The sequence below is a fragment of the Ureibacillus acetophenoni genome, assembly GCF_900220965.1.
Lineage (GTDB): Bacteria > Bacillota > Bacilli > Bacillales_A > Planococcaceae > Ureibacillus > Ureibacillus acetophenoni.
Window position 1 is genome coordinate 264388 of sequence record NZ_OBQC01000003.1, and the last position, 22702, is coordinate 287089.

The 22702-nt window shown below is 32.9% G+C and carries 20 protein-coding genes; 6 read left to right on the plus strand and 14 right to left on the minus strand.

Annotation, left to right across the window (positions count from 1 at the left end; translation table 11 throughout):
* Positions 1 to 36: 36 nt before the first annotated feature.
* The gene (locus tag CRO45_RS06700) at positions 37 to 1704 is read right to left on the minus strand and encodes a formate--tetrahydrofolate ligase (protein WP_097148879.1); all 1668 of its coding nucleotides are present in this window, start codon (positions 1702 to 1704) and stop codon (positions 37 to 39) included.
* 157 nt (positions 1705 to 1861) lie between these two features.
* On the opposite strand from CRO45_RS06700, the gene CRO45_RS06705 reads away from it, so the two are divergent.
* The gene (locus CRO45_RS06705; protein WP_097148880.1) at positions 1862 to 2065 is read left to right on the plus strand and encodes a cold-shock protein; all 204 of its coding nucleotides are present in this window, start codon (positions 1862 to 1864) and stop codon (positions 2063 to 2065) included.
* Between the two features lie 30 nt (positions 2066 to 2095).
* On the opposite strand, the gene CRO45_RS06710 is transcribed toward CRO45_RS06705, so the two are convergent.
* The 5 genes from CRO45_RS06710 to CRO45_RS06730 all read right to left on the minus strand — a co-directional run bounded on the left by CRO45_RS06710 (position 2096) and on the right by CRO45_RS06730 (position 5505).
* On the minus strand, positions 2096 to 2854 hold the full coding sequence (locus tag CRO45_RS06710; RefSeq protein WP_097148881.1) for a VOC family protein: 759 nt from the start codon (positions 2852 to 2854) through the stop codon (positions 2096 to 2098).
* Positions 2855 to 2899: 45 nt separating this feature from the next.
* Positions 2900 to 3424, minus strand: coding sequence for a YbaK/EbsC family protein (locus CRO45_RS06715; RefSeq protein ID WP_097148882.1), 525 nt, complete (start codon positions 3422 to 3424; stop codon positions 2900 to 2902).
* A gap of 91 nt (positions 3425 to 3515) precedes the next feature.
* Complete coding sequence (locus CRO45_RS06720; protein ID WP_097148883.1) at positions 3516 to 4193, minus strand: phosphopantothenoylcysteine decarboxylase domain-containing protein; 678 nt, start codon at positions 4191 to 4193, stop codon at positions 3516 to 3518.
* Positions 4194 to 4209: 16 nt separating this feature from the next.
* The gene (locus CRO45_RS06725; protein WP_097148884.1) at positions 4210 to 5106 is read right to left on the minus strand and encodes a LysR family transcriptional regulator; all 897 of its coding nucleotides are present in this window, start codon (positions 5104 to 5106) and stop codon (positions 4210 to 4212) included.
* 207 nt (positions 5107 to 5313) lie between these two features.
* Entirely contained in the window at positions 5314 to 5505 is a 192-nt protein-coding gene (locus CRO45_RS06730) for a zinc-finger domain-containing protein (RefSeq protein ID WP_097148885.1), read from the minus strand.
* 174 nt (positions 5506 to 5679) lie between these two features.
* Here CRO45_RS06730 and CRO45_RS06735 point away from each other — a divergent pair, with 174 nt between their 5' ends.
* Complete coding sequence (locus tag CRO45_RS06735; RefSeq protein ID WP_097148886.1) at positions 5680 to 6069, plus strand: ribonuclease HI family protein; 390 nt, start codon at positions 5680 to 5682, stop codon at positions 6067 to 6069.
* A 133-nt stretch (positions 6070 to 6202) separates the two neighbouring features.
* On the opposite strand, the gene coaW is transcribed toward CRO45_RS06735, so the two are convergent.
* On the minus strand, positions 6203 to 7033 hold the full coding sequence (gene coaW / locus CRO45_RS06740) for a type II pantothenate kinase (protein ID WP_097148887.1): 831 nt from the start codon (positions 7031 to 7033) through the stop codon (positions 6203 to 6205).
* A gap of 101 nt (positions 7034 to 7134) precedes the next feature.
* The gene (locus CRO45_RS06745; protein ID WP_097148888.1) at positions 7135 to 8205 is read right to left on the minus strand and encodes a 3'-5' exonuclease; all 1071 of its coding nucleotides are present in this window, start codon (positions 8203 to 8205) and stop codon (positions 7135 to 7137) included.
* A gap of 202 nt (positions 8206 to 8407) precedes the next feature.
* Between CRO45_RS06745 and CRO45_RS06750 the strand changes: the two genes are divergently transcribed.
* Positions 8408 to 9235 (plus strand): squalene/phytoene synthase family protein, encoded by an 828-nt coding sequence (locus CRO45_RS06750; RefSeq protein WP_097148889.1) that lies wholly within the window; start codon positions 8408 to 8410, stop codon positions 9233 to 9235.
* Between the two features lie 106 nt (positions 9236 to 9341).
* Entirely contained in the window at positions 9342 to 9959 is a 618-nt protein-coding gene (locus CRO45_RS06755) for a LysE/ArgO family amino acid transporter (protein ID WP_097148890.1), read from the plus strand.
* A 49-nt stretch (positions 9960 to 10008) separates the two neighbouring features.
* Here the strand turns inward: CRO45_RS06755 and CRO45_RS06760 are convergent, their stop codons facing one another.
* Both CRO45_RS06760 and CRO45_RS06765 read right to left on the minus strand, forming a co-directional pair.
* A complete protein-coding gene (locus tag CRO45_RS06760; protein ID WP_097148891.1) occupies positions 10009 to 11334 on the minus strand; it encodes a D-serine ammonia-lyase in 1326 nt (441 codons plus the stop codon).
* Positions 11331 to 11798, minus strand: a complete 468-nt coding sequence (locus CRO45_RS06765) for a YaiI/YqxD family protein (protein WP_097149002.1) — start codon at positions 11796 to 11798, stop codon at positions 11331 to 11333. Before CRO45_RS06765 ends, CRO45_RS06760 begins: the two co-directional genes overlap by 4 nt.
* Positions 11799 to 11968: 170 nt before the next feature.
* Between CRO45_RS06765 and gdhA the strand changes: the two genes are divergently transcribed.
* The gene (gene gdhA, locus CRO45_RS06770; RefSeq protein ID WP_097148892.1) at positions 11969 to 13342 is read left to right on the plus strand and encodes an NADP-specific glutamate dehydrogenase; all 1374 of its coding nucleotides are present in this window, start codon (positions 11969 to 11971) and stop codon (positions 13340 to 13342) included.
* A 152-nt stretch (positions 13343 to 13494) separates the two neighbouring features.
* Positions 13495 to 15291, plus strand: coding sequence for an oligoendopeptidase F (pepF, locus tag CRO45_RS06775; protein WP_097148893.1), 1797 nt, complete (start codon positions 13495 to 13497; stop codon positions 15289 to 15291).
* Positions 15292 to 15366: 75 nt separating this feature from the next.
* Here the strand turns inward: pepF and CRO45_RS06780 are convergent, their stop codons facing one another.
* From CRO45_RS06780 to CRO45_RS06795, 4 genes are all read right to left on the minus strand, one after another.
* Complete coding sequence (locus tag CRO45_RS06780; RefSeq protein WP_097148894.1) at positions 15367 to 16542, minus strand: NAD(P)-dependent malic enzyme; 1176 nt, start codon at positions 16540 to 16542, stop codon at positions 15367 to 15369.
* 409 nt (positions 16543 to 16951) lie between these two features.
* Positions 16952 to 17908, minus strand: a complete 957-nt coding sequence (locus CRO45_RS06785; RefSeq protein WP_170949428.1) for a stalk domain-containing protein — start codon at positions 17906 to 17908, stop codon at positions 16952 to 16954.
* A gap of 148 nt (positions 17909 to 18056) precedes the next feature.
* Complete coding sequence (locus CRO45_RS06790) at positions 18057 to 18866, minus strand: sulfurtransferase (protein ID WP_097148896.1); 810 nt, start codon at positions 18864 to 18866, stop codon at positions 18057 to 18059.
* Between the two features lie 2 nt (positions 18867 to 18868).
* A complete protein-coding gene (locus CRO45_RS06795) occupies positions 18869 to 22492 on the minus strand; it encodes a dynamin family protein (protein ID WP_097148897.1) in 3624 nt (1207 codons plus the stop codon).
* Positions 22493 to 22702 lie beyond the last annotated feature (210 nt).

The following is a 22702-nucleotide window of genomic DNA, read 5'->3' on the forward strand; positions in this document are numbered from 1 at the left end:
CTTCAAACATATTTCCTCTAGTTATACTCTATTTATTTAGAATAACCCTACTGCATTTCCGTTTTCATCTACGTCCATTCGTAGTGCTGCAGGATTTTTAGGTAAGCCTGGCATTGTCATAATATCACCTGTTAAACAAACAAGGAATCCTGCACCAAGTTTAGGAATAACTTCACGAACAGTAATTGTAAATCCTTCTGGTCTACCGATTAGATTTGGCTGATCAGATAATGAGTATTGCGTTTTAGCCATACAAACCGGTAATAAGTCCCATCCATACTGTTCAATTTGAGCAATTTGTTTTTTTGCTTTGTCTGTAAATTGAACACCAATACCACCATAAACCTTTTGAACAATCGTTGTAACTTTTTGTTCGATCGATTCAGTTAAATCATATAATGGCGTAAATTTTTGTGATTGCTCTAATACTTCAAGTACTTGCTCAGCTAATTCAATACCACCTAATCCGCCTTCTTCCCACACATTCGTACGAGCAATACGGATTCCTTGCTCTTTAGCCCAATTCAAAATAAATTCAATTTCAGCATCTGTATCAGTTACGAATCGATTTAAAGCTACAACTGGCTCAACACCAAAAGTACGAATCGTTTCAATATGTTTCTCTAAATTAACAATTCCATCTTGTAATGCATTAACATTTTCATTTGATAATTCCGTTTTTAGAACGCCTCCATGCATTTTTAATGCACGAATAGTAGCAACAACAACTACTGCATCTGGAGAGAAGTTTCCTTTTCTCGCTTTAATATTCATAAATTTCTCTGCACCAAGATCTGCACCAAAACCAGCTTCCGTTACTACGATATCTGCTAATTTTCTTGCAGTTTGTGTTGCCATAATAGAATTACAACCATGAGCAATATTTGCAAATGGACCACCATGGACAATTGCAGGTGTTCCTTCGATTGTTTGCACTAAATTAGGTTTTATTGCATCTTTTAGTAATAGAGTAAGTGCACCTTCAACACCTAAATGACGAACAAACACCGGTTCCTTATCAAATGTATATCCAATTAAAATATTTGATAAGCGTTCTTTTAAGTCTTTAAGGCTTGTTGCTAAACAGAATATTGCCATAATTTCAGATGCAACTGTAATATCAAAGCCATCTTCTCTTGGCATTCCTTGTACAGGACCACCTAAACCGACAACAACTTTACGTAAAGCACGATCATTTAAATCTAAAACACGTTTCCAAATTATTCTTCTAGGGTCTATGTTTAATTCATTCCCTTGATGTATATGATTATCTATGAAAGCAGATAAGGCGTTATTGGCAGTTGTGATTGCATGGAAATCGCCGTTGAAATGTAAATTTATCTCATCCATTGGCAATACTTGTGCATATCCACCACCAGTAGCACCGCCTTTAATACCCATAACAGGCCCTAAAGAAGGCTCTCGTAGTGCTACCATTACTTTTTGATTTAATCGTTTTAGCGCATCGGATAATCCAACTGTAACAGTTGATTTCCCTTCACCAGCTGGAGTTGGGCTAATTGCAGTTACTAAGACTACTTTACCTGTACTATTTCCAGTTATTTTAAGTGGATCTATTTTTGCTTTATATCGACCATAAGGTTCAAGTGCATCTTCCGGAATTCCGGCAACCTTTGCGATATCAATAATTGGTTTTATTTCTGCATTACCTGCGATTTCTATATCAGTTAAATATTGAGACATTTAAATACCCACTTTCGAAATTATTCAATAATAATTATACACCCACTTATTGAAATAAAACTATGAAGGTTTTTGTACACTTCTTAAACTTTGTTCAAAAAATTATTATGTTTGAATAAGGTATAGTAATGACCCGAAAAAGGGAGGAAACTTTAACATGCACGAAGGTACAGTTAAATGGTTCTGCGACGATAAAGGTTATGGATTTATTGAGACGTTTGATGGTGAAGAAGTTTTTGTCCATTTTACAGGCATTACAGGTGAAGGATTTAGGACTTTAAAGGATGGAGAGAAGGTTTCTTTTGACATAGTGGAAGGAAATCGTGGTCCACAAGCTACTAGCGTTTTGAAATTATCATAAAAAAATACCCTTCCAGTTGGAAGAGCATTTTTACAATATAAATTTATATTTTGCATTTTCAATTTCCACGATTTTTTCTTTATTCGCACCACTAATAATTACTTCTTCAATATTGTTTACATTATTTTCACTAAAATAGAAAAATAAAATAGTATTCGGTAGTTCCATTTTTAAAAGCTTGTTCGAAGATTCAATTTGAAAATTAAATAATCTAGCCCATTGAGAAATTTTCTCTAAATCATTAACTTTAAATACAATTGAATCAATCTTAAGCTCTCCTAACGGATGTTTAGAGACTGAGCCACTACTAACTAATTCTTCGTACCTTTCTTCATCCTTACGATCCCACTCGATTAAAAACGGATAGTCAATTTCTTGATCTTTTTTTCCAAAATGGAGTAATTTCCATGTAATAACCGTTCCATCTGGTCGTTTTCTAGAAAACACTTGTGGTCCATATACTAAAAACTGAGCCTCTTTTAATTTTTTTGCATCTTCATCAATTGTATTTGTACGAAGGGCAATTCGATTGAATCCATTTTTACGTTGCCTTTTTTCATAGGTTTCATGTAGTGTAAAGGGTTCTCTAGCTGACTTCTTAAACAGTTGTTGATCGAAAATTCCTATGAACTCTATATAAGACAGATCTTGAAAATAACTTAATGTATTGTAGGTCCCCCACATTTCGTGTTTTCCACCTAGTACTGTATGAACACCAACATTAGACAGTTGATCAATTAATGTTTCAGGCTTGTCTACAAAATGAACAATATGGTCTAACTTATACAAATCCCATTTCCCCTTTTAAAGGTTGTTCGCAAACTTACTTACGTTCTATTTATTTATTGTATCCAATTGAACAGCTACAGCATCGTTCTTAAGTTGCTCGTCCCAGTCTTTACTTACATCAACCCACGATTTTGCACCTGAATATTGCATAAGCTCATCACAAGTTAATTCAATAGCAGAATTGATGCTTCCACAAGCTGGATAGACGGTTGAGAAACGCTTCAAAGACACATCTAGATATACTGGTAAATCATTCGCTAAACCAAATGGACATACACCACCAATTATGTGTCCAGTTTGTTCAACTACCTCATCAGCACTAAGCATTTTAGCTTTTACTTCAAACTGATCTCGGAATTTGCGATTATCAATTTTTGCATCACCTGCAGTTACTACTAAAAATGCATTGCCCTCTTTGTCTTTGAATGATAACGTTTTAGCAATTCGTGCAGGAATGACATTTAATGCATTGGCAGCTTGCTCAACTGTTGCACTGCTTTCAGTGTATTCTAATATATCTTTTTCTCGGTTAAACTTCCTTAAATGTTCACGTACACTTTGTAATGACATATTAAACAATCCTTCCTTTTCCTAGAAACTTACTTCGATTGACATATATTATACTAAGAAAATTCAGAATTGACCAACAAATGTGAATTACCTACATTTTATCGGATATTATTTCCATTAACTTCATAGCGGTCTGTTCTTTTCCATTTACTTGTATGACTTCCCCACTTCGGTCAACAATAAAATGCGGTTCATCCGCTCCATATAATGACTTTGAGCTATTTGCAACCATATATTGTGCTTGAGAAGATTCCATTCGAAGTTTCGCTCTAGAGATTAAATAATCTAAATCGTCCGTTGCTTCAAGTTTAAAGCCTATTAAAGTCGTATTAGGTGACCATTCTTTAATATGCCCTAAAATTTTTGGTGCTTTTTTAAAATGTATAATTGGTGGCTCGTCTGAAGGCATTTTCCCTTTCTCTTCTAGTAAGTTTCCGGATTGATCAAATACTTTGTCAATGACCCAATCAGAACCAGCTGCAGCCATAATGACAACATCAATTTGTTCGGTTTGAACTGTAGTTTTAATTTTATCTCCTAAATCTTCAATGCCTTCAAACATAATCGTTCGCATCTCGTTTGAATGGACAGGAAGCTTTGCAAAATAACCATGTAAATAGATTACTTCTGCTCCTAAAGTTAATGCTGATTCAGCTAAATAACACCCCATTGTACCCTTTGATAAATTCGTATGGCCACGAACTAAATCCCACTTTTCTAATGTTCCACCACTTGTAATTAATATTTTTTTACCTTGTAAACTATTCACTTCATTCACCCATTTACTATAATAATTGTTGTAACTTATTCTTCTTATTTTCCTTCGATAACCAGCTAGTTAAAAGTTCAATAAACTTCTCTGTCGCTGGAGAAAGTGTTAGTTTTGTTGCAATTCCAATAGTTCGGTAACAATCTTGCTTTAAAGGGATTGCTCTAACATTTGAAGGTAGCTTTCTTAATACTAGTTCAGGCAAAATAGATATTCCTAAACCATGTTCAATCATAGTTACAATACTGGATTCATCGTATAATTCAAAACGAATATTCGTCTTTACATTATACAGATCTAAAATACTCTTTATATCATTTGTCCCATTATAAGATGATAAAATAAACGGTTCTAATTCAACATCTTTTATATCAACTTTATCTTGTTTAAATAACGAACTCTTAGTTGATACAATACAGAGAAGTTCATCTCGAAGTAATGGAGTAAACGGAAATAGATTAGAGTATGAACGGTTTAAAAAGCCACAATCAATTACTCCATCCATTAACATTTGCTCAATTTCGTAATAATCTCCTTCTCTAAGTTGTATTTGTACTCCAGGAAATTGCACTTCCATTTTTCGTATAATCGTTGGCAGCCATTTTGCAGAAATACTTGAAAGGGTTCCAATACGGACGATACCTTTTGTTATACCATTGATATTGGCCGCTTCTTGTTTAATCAATTCTTGTGCTTGTAAAGCTCGTCTAATTGCACTCAACATAATTTGACCATCTGGAGTTAATTTAAGACCTTGTTTACTACGATGAATCAATTCAAAACCAAATTCTTTTTCCAAGCTAGAAATAGCATGACTTACAGCTGATTGGGTTAAACCTAGCATCTCCCCCGCCTTTGTAAAACTACCAATTTCTGCTACCTTATTAAATATTTCATATTTAAATAAATTCATAATACATCCCTCAAAGTATGAAGATTATTTACCTGATAAGTCACAAACATTTGTTTCAAGATTATTAAAAACATTATATTATATTATTGCCAACAGGGATATAACAGAGGATAAAAATACCATACAATATATAAAACCACATTAGATTGTTAAAAACTTAAACAATCTAATGTGGTTTTATCGTTACTTGGGTACACCCCAATTTCCTTACTTCTCATATATTTTCATTAACTCGTTTCCTAAAAACTTTAATTGCGCTCCAACTGAACATTGTTCAATACAAAATCGATGGGCGCCAGATTTGCCTCTTTTATTTCGAAGCTCACGTTTTATAGGACAATCGTTACAATATGTGTCAGTAATTTCATCAATATCTTTAATAACAGTATTCTTATTCATAAAGCTCCCCCTTTACGAATGGATTTATATATTACAATATGGATGTTTTCTCTGTCAAAAACAAATTTCTTTATTAATTAGTGTAAGTTCAACATTATTATTTGATAACAATAAGATATAATAACCTTAAGATCAATATTTTATATCAAGAATTAAGTAAAAGTAGGGATTATAATGTTGGAATTATATATAGATGGTGCAAGCGCTGGTAACCCTGGCCCTAGTGGTATTGGTATTTTTATTAAAGGTGAGGGTCATTCAATTCAATTTAGTGAATTTATTGGTGAAACGAATAATCATATTGCAGAGTTTACAGCATTAATTCGCGGATTGGAAGAGGCAAAAAAACTAAATACATCGATTATTTCGGTACGTTCTGATTCTAAAATAGTAGTTGCATCAATTGAAAAACAATATGTTAAAAACGAAGAATATAAGCCGTTTCTTGAAAAAGCAATACAACTTTCAAATGACTTTGATTTATTTTTTATTAAATGGATCCCTGACAATCAAAACAAAGCTGCAGATACACTTGCAAGACAAGCAATTCAAAAAGGTAAGTAACTATATATAATTTTAGCATTTGAAGTTTCTTTTAAAAATATGCTATGCAAAATCTGTCCGAAATGTTTAGTAATTATTAAAATTTTGTACATAAATATGAAAGATACCTAATGAGGCACATTAGGTATCTCCATTAACGTTCAGACATTTTGTTTAACAATGCACCAATAGCACCTGAAAAACCACAATTATTTAAAAAGATTGGATTACGTTTTTTTAACTTTGTATAATTCCCGATTACATTTTTTAAATGATTGTTTTCTGCTAAAGTTGAGCCTATAAATATGATATGTTCCGTATTTTTTTGTTCTGCATATTGAATACTTAAAGTTGTAATGACTTCTCCAACAAGCGCTTGAATTGTTGAAAGTAAGTCATTTACACTATGATCCATATCCTTTAAAATACTAACTTTACCAAAATTACTTGCAGTTAAATGACCTTCAATCGGTGCTTCCATCCCCTGAAAAATATCTTTCACAAACAAATCAATCGATTCACGACTGCCTAATAAAGACTTCTCAATAATTTCATTAAACTCAGAAACACCTGTCATTATCGATGATAAACCCGTTAAAGTTCCACCACCGACACCAGTTCCACCTACACGAATATGTTCATTTCCATCCATAAAATGAATAGATGTTCCAGTCCCGATGTTTGTAATGATACTTTTTTCAACATTAAGACCTTCTTGTTCTAATAAATACCTTACACCTTTAATGGTTGCTTCAAACTCAACAATGTATTGAATAGACTTCATTGTCTTTAAAACATTCAGTAATTGCTCAGTACGACCACCAGTTAAACCAATTTCTTCGATTTGTGGGTTTTCCTCAATCCATTCTTTCACTAACAACAAATTGTTTGATGGGAAAATTTTGAATTGAAGTTCTTGATTATCATCTATATATACTAGTTTTGTTAAAGTTCCACCAGCATCAATTCCTACTACATTTTGCATTATGCTTACTCCTTTAAATTTTTCCCTTTTTAAACTTTAACTTTCCAAATATAATATTGCAACCATTACTTACCAATTTATTTCCTAAAACTATAGAAAAACTAAATTTTCACTTCTTTTTTTAATAGATTTCTTTTTTTAAATTCTTCTATTATTACATTTTGAAATGTACCAATTAAATTTTCTATCATAAGGTCATTTTTTAAAGTATGGCAATTAATTTTAAATTCTTCTATTTTATTTTCATCTTTAAAAATATTTTTAAGATTTATAGTTTCAGTTTTCGGAAATGATGATCCATGAATACGTGCAATTTTAGAACTAGTTTTTAAACCTGTAAATGTTATTAACACTTTATTTTCCAATTGAACAATAATCTCATCAAGAAACCTTTTCACATCGTCGCTCGGTAGTATATCATGAACTTGAACGATTATTGGTTTTCCATCATCATCTTCTGATTGTTTTTCCACTTCACGTACTTGAAAAAGTAGTTCTTTATTTACACTGTGTATTTCATTAATTGTTATGTATTTACTTTCAACTTTACCAGTTAGGTAAGTAATCTTTGTCTCATAGACTGTCTCTTTTTGGTTTATATCGCCTAATAGAATTATAAAATCATCCGTTTTCTGATTATTAATTACTTCCGTACCGTCTGTAGCAATAAATATTTTCAGCAAACTTTCTGCATCTGCTAAAGCCCTATGCTGCAAACCTACTTCAAGGTTTAATGATTGCATTAATGAGTTTAAGCTAGGTTGATTTTTTAATTGATGAAAAATCATATATTTTTGCTGATAATCAACGATTGGGTATAGAAAATCCGTGTTTAACTTATAACGCAAAAACTCTTCCTCAAGAACTTTCCGATCAAACTCTCCAAATGTAACGAATACTTTCTCACCATCTAAACCACCACAAAAGGCAATGAAGTCCTTTATTACTTTTTCAAAGGTAGGTGCTTTTAATAGTTCTTCTGTAGTAATTCCTGTTAAATGTTGAATATGACGATTAAGTTTTTTAAATTTCGAAGGTTTTACAAGTTGCTCAAACGATTCAATAATCTTATTTGGTGACCATTTATACGCACCTATTTCAATAATGTGTTGCTTCCCGTTTATAAGAGTAGCCTCAATATCTAAAAAAATATATATCTCATTTTGATGCAATTTTACACACCTTCGTCTTTCTAATGTTCTATTAACCTACGACATTTCATATTGTACCGAACTTTCACAGATTAGACACTAATTTTATCGTCAGCAAATTGTGGTAAGATGAAAAAAGACGCTTTTATAAGTTTCTATTTTTATTTTCACAAAAATTCATGGTACGATAGTGAAGATGGTGTATTGAACGGAGGAAATAACAATGAATGGAAAAGAACTCCAAAAAGACGCAATTCGCGTACTAAAAGAAACAAGTCGTACGTTTTTTATTCCTATTACTTTCTTACAAAAGGATTTAAAGATGGCGGTGGCAACTGCTTATCTTATGATGCGTGCAATAGATGAAATTGAGGACAATGAACATCCAGAAGTAACAAATGATGTGAAGTATCTATTATTAAATGAAATAAGTGGCTTACTCGAGTCCACTTCGTTTGATGAAGAAAAGTATTTAGAAATACTAACTCCATTTGAAAAATACATGCCAGAAGTAACTATGCGTTTAGGTGATTGGATTAAATTAATACCTAACGGTGCTGATCATTTAATAAAACGTTCTACAAGTGAAATGGCTTTTGGTATGGCAAAATGGGCAAAAGCTGAATGGCAAGTGAAAACACGTGAAGATTTAGATGAGTATACATACTATGTTGCTGGACTTGTTGGTGTCATGCTTTCCGACTTATGGGAGTGGAATGCGGGAGTAAAGACTGATAGAGAATTAGCGATAGGTTTTGGTCGTGGACTTCAAGCTGTAAATATTTTAAGAAACCAAGATGAAGATATGATCGAACGTGGAGTTAGTTTTGTCCCCGATGGCTGGAATCGTGCTCAATTATTTAAGTACGCAGAAGAAAATTTAGTGAAAGCGGATCTATATATTAAAGATATTAATAAAAAGTCGATTTTATTATTCTGTAAACTTCCCCTTGCATTAGCACATAAAACATTAAAAGCTTTAATAGAAGGTAAAGAAAAAATGACTCGTGCTGAAGTAGAACAAACTGTGAAAGAAATTGAAGCAGAATAATCATCATAATTTTTAGTCCTGACCTTTATCAGGGCTTTTTTTATTTCAATATTTTATTTACACTAATTAGTATTGCTATGTAACATTTAAAAAAGGAGATAGAATTGTGGAACCTTTTTTTCACGGTATAGTATTAGCCTTTGGGTTAATATTACCTTTAGGAGTACAAAATGTTTTTATTTTTAATCAGGGGGCAACTCATCAGAAGCTGCGATATGCATTACCTGCTGTTTTTACTGCAGGAATTTGTGATACGATTTTAATTTCCTTAGCAGTTGCTGGAGTATCAATTTTCATTTTTAGTTTTGAATGGCTAAAGTCTTTCATGTTTCTGATAGGTTTCATTTTTTTAGCCTACATGGGTTGGTTAATGTGGAAAGAGAAGCCTGATGTAACAAAAAATCATAACTCTAACCCGTTTACTGCAAAACGTCAAATATTATTTGCTGCTTCGGTATCATTGTTAAATCCCCATGCCATTTTAGACACGATAGGAGTAATTGGAACAAGTTCCTTAGTATATAGTGGATATGAAAAATGGATTTTTACCATTTCGTGTATACTAATTTCATGGATATGGTTCATCTTATTAGCAATTACAGGTAAAAAAGTTGGACAAATTGATACAAAAGGAACATTTTTACAGCGTATGAATCAAATTTCCGCACTGATTATTTGGTGTATGGCTCTTTATATGGGTTCACAACTATTTATTTCAAATTAACCCCTAAAAAAATGCACAGTGCTATTTAACTGTGCATTTTAAAATTCATTTATACAAATTCTGAATTCAGATAAAGTTGACGTTGTTCTTCCGGCACCATATTACCACCTGTAGACCAAGCTAAATGTGTTGCACCTTCCATCTTATCCACTAGGTTTAACCTTTTCAAATAGCCCTTTCCTTTTGTTAATAGAATATTAGGACCAAATAGACCAGCATGTGCGGATGGCTCCATAAATATATTTTCTTGCTCATACATTTCTCTTAGACTAGTTAATAAATATTGATCTTCTACGGTATAACATCCACTTAAAATCGGTTCCATTACTTTTCCGACGAATGAAGAAGCTCTTCCAACTGCTAAACCATCAGCTATTGTTTTATTTGATAGTCCTAAATCCTGAACAGAAATACGATCATGTAATCCCGTCATCATCCCTAGTAACATGCATGGTGATTGGATTGGTTCCGCAAAGAATATATGAACATTTTCACCATAGATTTGTTTCAAACCATATGCAACTCCACCAGGACCCCCACCTACTCCACAAGGTAGATAGACGAATAATGGATGGTCATGATCTACTTTTATATTTAACTGTCTGAATTGTTGTTGAACTCTAATCGCACTAACTGCATATCCAACGAATAAATCTTTGGAGTTCTCATCGTCAACAAAATGGCACATCGGGTCACTTTCAGCCTGTTTTCTACCTTCTTCAACTGCCTTACTGTAATCAGACTCATATTCAATGACTGTTACACCTTTTTCTCTTAGTAATGATTTCTTCCACTCTTTTGCATCACTAGACATATGCACAGTTACATTGAACCCTAATTTAGCACCCATTATTCCAATACTTAATCCTAAATTGCCTGTAGAACCAACCGCAATTTTATAATTACTAAAGAATTTTCTATACGACTCATCGTTTAATTTTGAATAGTCATCATCAATTTTTAATAACCCATTTTCTATTGCCAATGTCTCGGCGTGTTTTAAAACTTCATAGATACCTCCCCTTGCTTTAATCGAGCCCGATATAGGTAATGAATGGTCACTTTTTAACATTAATTTGCCTGCTATGTCAATCCCTTGTTTTTTTTCAATTAACTTTTTCATGTTAGGTATTTCAGTAATCTCAGATTCAATTATTCCATTTGAGTTTGTCGTTTCAGGAAAAGCTAATTGAATATATGGAGCGAATCTTTCTAATCTATTTTTCGCATCAATTACCTCATTAAATTGCAAAAGCTCTATATTGTTTTCGTTATTTAAATAATGTTCATTCTCCCAAAAAACTGTATTTAATTGTTTTATTTCATTTATTAATGGATATTGTTCATGTAATTTCTTAAAGTTATCTACGGTCATTGTGTATCTACCTCTCTCTTTTTCATAATAGCTCGTTCACAAATTTGTTGAAATTTTCTTTCAAATGATAAATTATTTTCCTCAGTACGTTTTTTAGGTCCCTTTGTTCTGCCGCCAGCACGTCTAAATTTCGCACTTTCATAACGAAATGCGAGGAGTTGGTCTATATTTTCTGGTGTCATTTCCCTTCCATTTTGATCGACTACAAATGCCCCTTTTGCTAAACACATAGCAGCTAATCCATAATCTTGTGTAATGACAATATCATACTTTGTAACCGCATTCACTAGCTTGAAATCTACAGAATCTGGACCCTTCGGAACCATAATTGTTATTGCATTTTCACGCTCTATTCGGTGGGATGTATCGCAATAGAGTATAGGTTTAATCTCATAACGAGATGAAATTGAAAGCGCCAAATCAATTACAGGACAAGCATCAGCATCTATTAATAATTGTAAAATCGTTCTCACCTTCCTATTATTTTTATATTATTTTCAATGTAGTTTATTATATTAAAATAATTTTAATCAAAGTACATCTAAATTCGGTATTATACTCATCTAAAAACAAGATTGAATAGATTGAAAATTTTTAATACGATACAAACATCAATTATATTGGAGGTTACATGATGACGACACCTATTGTAAATGCAAAAGTAGATGCTCAAAAATACGTTGATTCAGTATTTGATGAGCTTCAAATGAAATATGCTCATCAAAAAGAATTCTTACAAGCTGTGGAAGAAATATTTATCTCATTAGTACCGGTATTTGAACAGCACCCTGAATATATTAAACATAATATTTTATCGCGTATTGTTGAGCCAGACCGTATTATTTCTTTCCGTGTAACATGGCAAGATGATAATAACCAAGTTCAAGTTAACCGTGGATATCGAGTACAATTTAGTAATGTAATGGGGCCTTACAAAGGCGGATTACGTTTCCACCCTACTGTGAATGAATCTATCATGAAATTCCTTGCATTTGAACAAATCTTCAAAAATGCTCTAACTGCCCTTCCAATAGGTGGTGCTAAAGGTGGATCTGATTTTAATCCAAAAGGAAAATCTAACTCAGAGATTATGCGTTTCTGCCAAGCATTTATGACTGAATTATACCGTTATATTGGTCCAGATGTCGATGTCCCAGCTGGAGATATTGGTGTTGGTGCTCGTGAAGTAGGTTACTTATACGGACAATATAAACGCATACGCGGTGCACATGAAGCGGGTGTTCTTACTGGTAAACAACCTGGCTACGGAGGCTCCCTTGCTCGTAAAGAAGCAACTGGATATGGTTTAGTTTATTTCGTAGAAGAAATGCTTCAAGATGCAAAAGAAACTTTCTTAAACAAAACAGTGGTCGTTTCTGGTTCAGGAAATGTAGCAATTTATGCGATGGAAAAAGCTCAAAATTTTGGAGCAAAAGTAGTCGCTTGTTCAGATTCAAACGGGTATATTTATGATCCAGACGGAATTGATTTAAGAGTAGTAAAACAAATTAAAGAAGAAAATGGAGAGCGTATTAAAACTTATTTAGATTACCGCCCGAATGCAACTTATACTGAAGGTTGTACTGGAATTTGGTCTATTCCATGTGACATTGCTCTACCTTGTGCTACTCAAAATGAAATTGATGGTGAAGCGGCACGTACATTAATTGCAAATGGTGTAAAAGTTGTTGCAGAAGGTGCCAACATGCCATCTGACTTAGAAGCTATTAATGAATTTTTAAATAATGGTGTATTATTCGGTCCAGCAAAAGCTGCAAATGCAGGTGGTGTTGCAACTTCAGCTCTTGAAATGGCTCAAAATTCAAGTCGCGTTTATTGGGATTTTAACCAAGTAGATTTAAAATTACATGAAATTATGAAATCGATTTATGCAGAATGTAAAAAGTGCGCTGAAAATTATGGGTATGCAGGTAACTTAGTTGTGGGAGCTAACATTGCTGGTTTTGTTAAAGTTGCCGATGGATTGTTAAAAGAAGGTGTTTATTAAAATGAATAGATAGTTAGGGACTTCTAATTTATGATTAGGAGTCTCTTTCTTTTATTTTTCAGAATTTTAATAAAACTTAAGTGCATCTACTTGGTAGACTACCCTTTTTTTGTTAAAATTGAATTCTAGTAAAAATCTTTAGGGGGATATGTATGATTAATAGAAGCGAAGTAAAAATAGAAGAAACATGGGATTTATCTCACCTCTTTCAAACAGATGAAGAATTTGAAAAAGCTTTAGAAGAATCAAAAATTGAAACTACGAAACTCGTAGAAACTTTCAAAGGAAAAATTACAGATGTAGATTCGATCGTTAACGTAATCAAAGCATCACAAAAATTAGAAGAAAAAATTATTCCAATTGCTACTTTTGCAAACCTTGCCTTAAGTGTCGACCAAACAAATGATACAGCACAACTTCGTGCAGCTAAAGTTGGCCAAGCTATTGCTTCTATTAGCGCTGACATATCGTTTGTTACAAGTGAACTGCTTGAGTTAAACGAATCACTACTTGAAGAAGCAAGTAAAAAAGCACCTGAGTATGCAAATATGATCAAACAACTCATTCGTAAAAAACCTTACCAATTACATCCGGAAGCTGAAAAAGCATTAGCTGCATTTGGTACTACTTTTGATGGACCGTACGAATTATACAATACTACAAAACTTGTAGATATGAAATTCGATGATTTTGAAGTAAATGGAGAAAAATATCCCCTTAGCTATAACTTATTTGAAGGCGATTGGGAGTTAGAGCATGATACAGAAAAACGTCGAGCAGCATTCGAAGCATTTTCAGAGAAGTTAAAAGAATATCAACATACAACAGCAAAGACTTATGATATGCATCTTCAAACTGAAAAAACAAATTCTGATTTAAGAGGCTATGAATCTATCTTTGATTCGTTATTGTTTAACCAACAAGTTGACCGTTCGTTATACAATCGTCAAATCGATGTAATTATGTCAGAACTAGCACCTCATATGCGTCGTTATGCGAAATTAGTTCAAAAAGTGCATGGATTAGACAAAATGACATTTGCTGATCTGAAAATACCTTTAGATCCATCATATGAGCCTACTATTTCAGTAGAAGAATCTCGTAAATATATGAAAGACGGTTTAGCGATTATGGGCGAGGATTATGTGAATATGTTAGACCGCTCATTTGATGAACGTTGGATTGACTTTGCACAAAACAAAGGAAAATCTACAGGTGCCTTTTGTTCAAGCCCATATGGACACCATCCATACATCTTAATTTCATGGACTAGTCGTATGAACGAAGTGTTCGTTTTAGCCCATGAGTTGGGTCATGCTGGACATTTTTATTTAGCACATCAAAATCAAAACATCTTTAATTCAAGACCATCATTATACTTTATCGAAGCACCATCTACGATGAATGAAATGTTAATGGCAAATCATCTTCTTTCAAACTCTACAGATGCACGTTTCAAACGTTGGGTAATCTCAACAATTATTGCTAGAACATACTACCATAACTTTGTTACACATTTACTAGAGGCAGCATATCAACGTAAAGTGTATGAAATCGTTGATCAAGGTGGAAATGTAAATGCATCCATCTTAAACAAATTGAAAAAAGAAGTTCTTGAAGAATTCTGGGGTGGCGAGGTTGAAATTAACGACGGCGCTGAATTAACATGGATGCGTCAACCTCATTATTATATGGGATTATATCCATATACGTATTCTGCAGGATTAACAATTGCGACACAGGTTTACCAACGTATTCAAACTGAAGGTAGTAAAGCAGTTGAAGACTGGATTGAAGTGTTAAAAGCAGGTGGCACAAAAGATCCAGTAGAACTTGCTAAAATGGCTGGGGTTGATATTACAACAGATCAACCACTAAAAGACACAATTGCATTCATCGGCTCATTGATCGATCAATTAGAACAATTAACAGAAGAAATTGAAAAATAATTATATGGAGATGTGATTGTTTTCTTTCACATCTCCTTTTTTAATATAAATTTACAAGCATAAGCTCAGTTTAATTTATATTTGTGATACTCCCGACTCAATGGCTGCTTTAGCAACAGCTTCTGAAACAACAATTGCTACCCTTTCATCTAATGATCTAGGAATTATTAAATCTTCACATAATTCTTCTTCAGAAACGATCGATGCGATTGATTTAACTGCGGCTAATTTCATTGCCTCATTTATATCCTTTGCCCTAACATTTAAAGCACCTCTAAATATCCCTGGGAATGCGAGCATGTTATTCACTTGGTTTGGATAATCAGATCTTCCAGTACCGATAATCCTTACTCCCCACTCTTTAGCATTTTCAAAGGTAATTTCAGGATTTGGATTTGCTAGAGCAAAAACAATTGGATCCTGATTCATTGATTGAATATGTGACTGACTTAATAGATTTGCTACTGAAACGCCAATAAATACATCTGCACCTACTAATGCATCATCTAATTTTCCTTGTATGTTATTTTCATTTGTAAGTTTTGCAATTTGTTCTTTAATAGGATTCATACCATTAGGTCTACCACTATAAATAACTCCGGATGAATCACACATAATAATATGTTTATAGCCAATTTGAAGTAATAATTTTAAAATGGCAATACCAGCAGCCCCAGCTCCATTAATGACAATTTTAATATCTTCCTTTTTCTTCTTAACGATTTTTAACGCATTTTCTAATCCTGCACTAACGACTATTGCTGTACCATGCTGATCGTCATGAAACACAGGTATATTACATTCTTTCCTTAGTCGTTCCTCTATTTCAAAGCATCTTGGTGCTGAAATATCCTCAAGATTAATTGCCCCAAAAGTTGGTGAAATTGCTTTTACTATTTTCACAATCTCATCTACATCCTTTGTATCTAAACATATTGGATAGGCATCCACATTACTAAATCTCTTTAATAATAGTGCTTTTCCTTCCATCACAGGTAATGCTGCTTCCGGTCCAATATCTCCAAGTCCTAATACTGCTGTTCCATCGGTAACGATGGCTACTGTATTCCCCTTAATCGTATAGTCATAGACTTTTGATCGATCTTTTTCTATTTCAATACATGGTGCTGCAACTCCAGGTGAATAGGCTAAACTTAAATCATAAATATCTTCAATAGGAACTTTTGATTTAATTTCCATCTTCCCTTTATGTTCTTCATGCATTTCCAGTGATTTTTTCATCAATTCCATCGATCTCATCCTTCCGTCATTTTTCGGATATATAATTTTGAATAATATTGCTTTAATGAATTAAAGTCAATGAAGTTTATTGAAAATTTTAGAAAAAATAAATATTCCTATCATATTGCGCATTTTTCTGTTATTAGTGCAATTATTCACAATCAAATCTATTCCTAATTTCAACCGTCATTTTATTTTATCAATATAATAAACACTTCCTTTATTATGAATGGCAAAGCTATAGTTTACACATAATTATTTTGTGAATTTTTGCACGTTTCACTTTGTTCAATAAAATATTAAAAATTTCACAAACTTATAATTCTTTAAGATAGAACTTATAAGTTAATATTTCACAAAAAGTTCACAATTTGTAAATAAAAAACCTATGAAGCAAAATGCTCCATAGATTTTTTTGTTACTTTACTTCTATTAGTTCTTCTAAAAATTTATACGGTACATAAGTTTTACCATACTCTAATATTGCAGGTGCTTCAGAGAAATATCTAAGTGCCTTATTGTAACCATACATTTCTTCTCCAAATGTAATTGTGAAGCTTACAGCACCCTTCGATAAAATAGCGCCCTTTCCTGTAAATTCAACCTTATAATCTAACTGCTCAGCTATTAAACGCAATGGAATCATCTTTACACCATTTACTTCATAATTGTCTATGTCAGCAATTTGGTATGCTAATTCTTCATCAGATTTCTCCAAAACAATAACTTTTGAAGGACCAGATTGCATTGGATAGCTCTCCAACACTACTTCATAAAAGATAATAACATCTTTATTAATAATATCTGTTGGTGATAATTTATTTCCTGATAGATTTGTGATAAGCGTCTCTTCATTTAAATTAATGACTAAATCTTTATTTTTATTTAAAAAGTTTTCGTCAAACTGATCTAATTGCACAGTACCTACTTCTTCCGTTTGTGCAATTATAACTTCTGGTGAATATCTAGGAGGATAAATCATAGTCATTGGTTTAGAAGAGTCGACATATGCTGTAAATTGCATGCCTTCTTTTAGTTCTACTTCTTCACCAAGATTATTTAAAATTATTGTCTTTTTGTCAAAATAAAAACCAAATGGGTCTTCACTATCTACAGTTACAAAATAATAACCACTCATTTCTTCACTAATTTTAGTGATGATTCCTTCAATTTGTATGTAGTTTAGAATCTCTACATTCTCCTCCACAGAAATAGTTTGGAACTCACCATCTTCTATAATTAGAGTTTTATACTCTAACCCTTCAGTTTCCTCAATTTCTTGTCCTTCTAAATATTGTGCTGTTGCCGTTGGTACAATTAATGAACTTGCCATAATAGAAGCAGTTGCAATAATTGTTAGTGATTTTTTCTTCATTTTTCTCTCTCCTTTCATGCTGTTCATTTTATTTGTCGTACTAAAATAGAAAAAGTTACTTGAAAGTTAAAAATTGAGTGATGTAAATAAAGAACAATAAAAAAGACATCTCGGAAGTCATTCTCCCAAGATGTCCTTTATTCAATAACTACTTATTTTCACCGGTTTCAATTTCATATTGAGTAATCCAGTCACTAAAACTACCGACATATAGCCGAACATTCGTGTATCCAGAATCTACTAATACTGCATATAATGGTGAAGCTGTTACACCCGAACCACAATACACTACAATTTCTTCATCCTTTTCAAATCGGTTGAGTAATTGTTCATTTGCTGTTAGTTTGTTGTTTTCTTTCAATTGTTCCCAGTCAAAGTTTTTAGCAGAAGGAATATGACCTGCCTTGACATCTATCGTCTCATGTTCGCCTCTGTATCGTACAGCTGCCCTCGCGTCTAACAATGTAGCCTGTTCTTGACCATCCACAATTCGTTTTACATCTTCACGACTTGCATAGATGTTTTCATTCCAATTTAGTTGTAGAGTCGATTTAGCATATTCCTTTACTTCACTAGTTACCGGAAAACCTTCTTCTACTAATGCATTTATTCCCCCGTTAATTATATATACATTCGGGAAATTTGCATATTTTAACATCCACCAAGCACGTGCAGCAAATGGTGCTGCGCCTTGATCATAAATATAAATTGTATCGCCTAATGACAGTCCAGCAGTTTCAAATAAATTTGTTAACTGCTCTTTTGTAGGCATTGGATGTCTACCTTCTGTACCTGACATATTAGACAAATCTTTTTCTAAATCCCAATAAATTGCCCCTTCTATATGGGATTCAGTAAAAGCTTTTTCACCCCACGACTTATCTTGCAAATTAAATCGCGTATCGATAAACCGGCCCTCTTTTGTTACTTCGCTTGCTTGAACGATAAATTTCCCCATTGTTAAACCCCCGTCTTTTGCAATTCAGAATAGATTTCTTTCCAAGTTGAAAGGCGACTTTCTTCTTGCAATAACATACGTTCTGTATCAATTTGAGCTAATGCTTCATGAGAGATATGTGCACGAAGTCGCTCTGCTTCCCCATTAATAAAATGAATAGCCCACTTAAATAGTTCGTTTTTCTCTACATTTAAGTATTTTTCAGCATCTGGTTTCGTTAATTCTTCTAATGCTGCTTTCAGCTGTTCTTTTTCATTTTTTTCAAAGAATGCCCTTGCATTTTTAAAGTAGGATTTTACAGATTCATACTTTTCATATTGGTCAAATGGGCCGGCAAATTCTAATAAGTTAGGTTCATCAGATTCATATGGAATAAATGAAAAACTTGAATTCATTTCTTTTAATGAACGTACTTCATCTTTATAACGCTCTTGAATTTTCTTTTGAATAAATTGTGCTAAACGGAAATTCGTTACTCGTAATTCTTGAGCAAAGTCAAACTTCAACGCATCTAACGTTTCTGTTAAAGCTTGTTTTAGTGCAACTTGAGCTTGTTTTGATGCAAATGTTGAAGGGTTGTAGCTCTCTCTAAAGAAATCTGGATAACGGTAATAAACCCTTTGCAGTACATAATATAAAAGCTCATCTAATTCTTGTTTTACATCACTTTCTAAACTAGTAGTAGAGACAACAGAATACGTCTTTCTAATTTTATCTTCCAGTTGATCAAGTTCTTTTAGACGCTCATCTTTACGCAGTAAGTTTTCTTCCGTTTGTTTTATTAATGATTGTAATCTTTGTTGCGTTTTTTCTACTTCTTCATTTAAAGCTTGAATTGCAATTGCCGTTAAATCCTCTTTTAAGAATTGGTAGAAGGATTGTTCAAACGGTTTCATTCCTGATTGTAAATCATTATTATCTACTTTTTCACGGAGTGCATTTAAGCTTGATACTCCAAATATTTTAGGGAATCGAATTCCAAAACGTTGTAATTCATAACGAACGTAGTTTTTAACGTCCTCTTCTTCGTCTTTTGTCGATGCTAAATCAATTGCATTGACAATGAAGAACATTTTATCTAATTCGAATGCATCTTTAACACGACCTAATTGAATTAAAAATTCTCTGTCCGCTTTTGCAAAGGCATGGTTGTAATAAGTGATGAATAAAATAGCATCAGCATTACGGATATAGTCAAAAGCTACACCAGTATGTCTTGCATTAATAGAATCTGCACCAGGAGTATCTACTAATGTCACGCCCATTCGTGTTAATGGACAATCATAATAGAAATCAATATTATCTACAAAGCAAGATCGACTTTCTTCAGCTACGAACAGTTCAAACTCTGAACGATTCACACGAATTAGTTTACCTAATTGATCTTTAAAAGATGGATAGCCTTTTGCATAAGCACGAATAAACGACTTATGCACATTTAAACGTTCATCCGTTAATTTAACTGCAAGCCCTTCATCCGCGCGCTTAAATGCTTCCTCTAACGAAGTAATTGTAAGTCCAATGGCTTCGTATGCATATTGAATATCTGTTAACAATTGATCAGCGGTTTTTAATTGAACATCTGCAGTTTCATGGGGATGTTCCTTTGTAGCTGGACGAATTTTATTAATTGTTGCAGTTGTTGGATTCGGTGAAACCGGTAACACTTTTGCTCCTAGTAAGGCATTTGAAAAACTGGATTTCCCTGCACTAAATGCACCGAATAATGCAATTGTAAAATCCTGTTGTTGTAATCTATCCACTTTTTTCATTAAAAAGTTTGATACTTCTTCAAAACCATTGATTTTACCTACTGCCTTAGCAGTTCTAATCGCAGAATGTATTACTTCTTCTCCATTTACTTTTTCAATAGAAAGCTCATTTGAACTATGTTCGAAGTTCGTTGATTCTTCTTCTTTAGTAGCAATAAGCATAGATGGATCAAATAGACGAATTTCTTTTTGATCACGCTCAAACTCTTTTTCCCATATTGCACTTTGCTTATTTGCCTCATCACGAGTTTCATTATTTACTTGAATCATTTGCTTTTCTGCATATTGTTTTCGATTTTCAATTTCTAAAATCGTATTAATAACCGAAACTTTTTCATCAAGGTAACTTAACTTATCAGAAACAGGTGCTAAAGATGATTTCGCAACTTCATTTAACATTTCTTCTTGGCTATCTTTCCAAGAGTCTGTTTCTTGAACAAAATAACGTTTTGTCGCTTCAGCAACACGATTTGCAAAATTCAATACTGCGTCACCCGTTACTAGTGAGCCTTTATGAATTTGGTCTTCAATAATTGAAAATGGTAGAGAAAATTCTGACCCGTCAATTTGAGCTATCAACTGATCTGTTAATGCACCGACATCTTTTAAAGATTGTTTCATTAAACTTTTTAAGTGCCCAATAATTTGAGAACTTACAATTGATTGGTACTGTTCGTACACTTCATTTTTTCGTCGATTAATTTCTTCTTCTGTTTTCTTCTTAGCAGTGAATAGCCCACCTACTTTAAATCCTGGTTGCTGACTTTCTAAATACAATCGTAGTTTTTCTCTAAAATCAGCCGGAATAATAGCTGCATTTTCCAACAATTCTTTTCGATTATCTTTAAAGGTGTCGCTCCAGTTTTCAAATGAAAACAATTCTGTTTGAAGTTTTAGTTTTTCATATTGTTCTATTAAATCATGTCGATTTTCCCAATCATCTTCAGACAAAATTTCAGCATGTTCATCAAACAAATGACCTTTTTCTTCAATTAAATAGTCAATATGCTCATCTTGCATTTTCTTTAATGTACTTTCAGCCGTTAATAATAATTGTTCCTGCCAATCGTTCATCGAATCATTTACTATTTGTTTTACTGTCTGGAAGTCATTGTTCGGATGATCTAACTGTTTTAATGATGTAAAGAAAATCCCCTTAGGTTCAACTCCCCACGCAGCAAATGATTGATGGACAGATTGTTTATATTCTTCAAAGGTTAGTTCATTTTCTTTATGTTTGTCAATTTGGTTTACGATTAAATATAAATTAGGATTATATTTTAAAAGTTGTTTTGTGAATTGGAAATTTAATTCGGATTGTACGTGATTATAATCCATTGTATAAAACACGATATCTGCAATATGCAATGCTGATTCTGTTGACATTGCATGAGCATCATCGGTAGAATCTACACCTGGAGTATCCATAACTGTGACTCCTAAAGGTAGAATTGAATCACGATGACCAATTTCAATTTGTGAAACGAGCTCCCCATTTTTACTTAACTCTTTTACTGTTTTAAAGTCATACCCAGCTTCAAATTTAATTGGTTTTTCATGGTGCATATATATAATTGCATAGTCTTCTTCTGATTTATGTACTTTTACTATATTAGCAGAGGTTGGAATAGGACTAGCAGCTAATATATCTTCACCAGACAAAGCATTAATCATACTGGATTTACCAGCTGAAAAGTGTCCCGCAAAAGCAATTGTATATTCTTTTTGTGATAGTTTGCGTGCAAATAATTTTAACTTCTCCATACGAGCTGTATCGTTATTTTTTTTATAAATTATGTATTGCACAGCAGTTTGAGATAATAATTGTTGAATTTTTTCATCAAATGTACTCATTTACTGTCTGCCCCTTTGCCTTAATTTTGTCACAATTATTATATATTATCATGATACTATATAAAAACACAATATGACCCTAAATAGGGTTAATTTGTGTTTTATTTTGTTGATTTCTCATGATTTTAAAATATTCAACAATTTGCGACATATTTTTCAAAAAAACACATACTATTCTTTCTTTTCAAGTTATAATGTAACTACTAATAT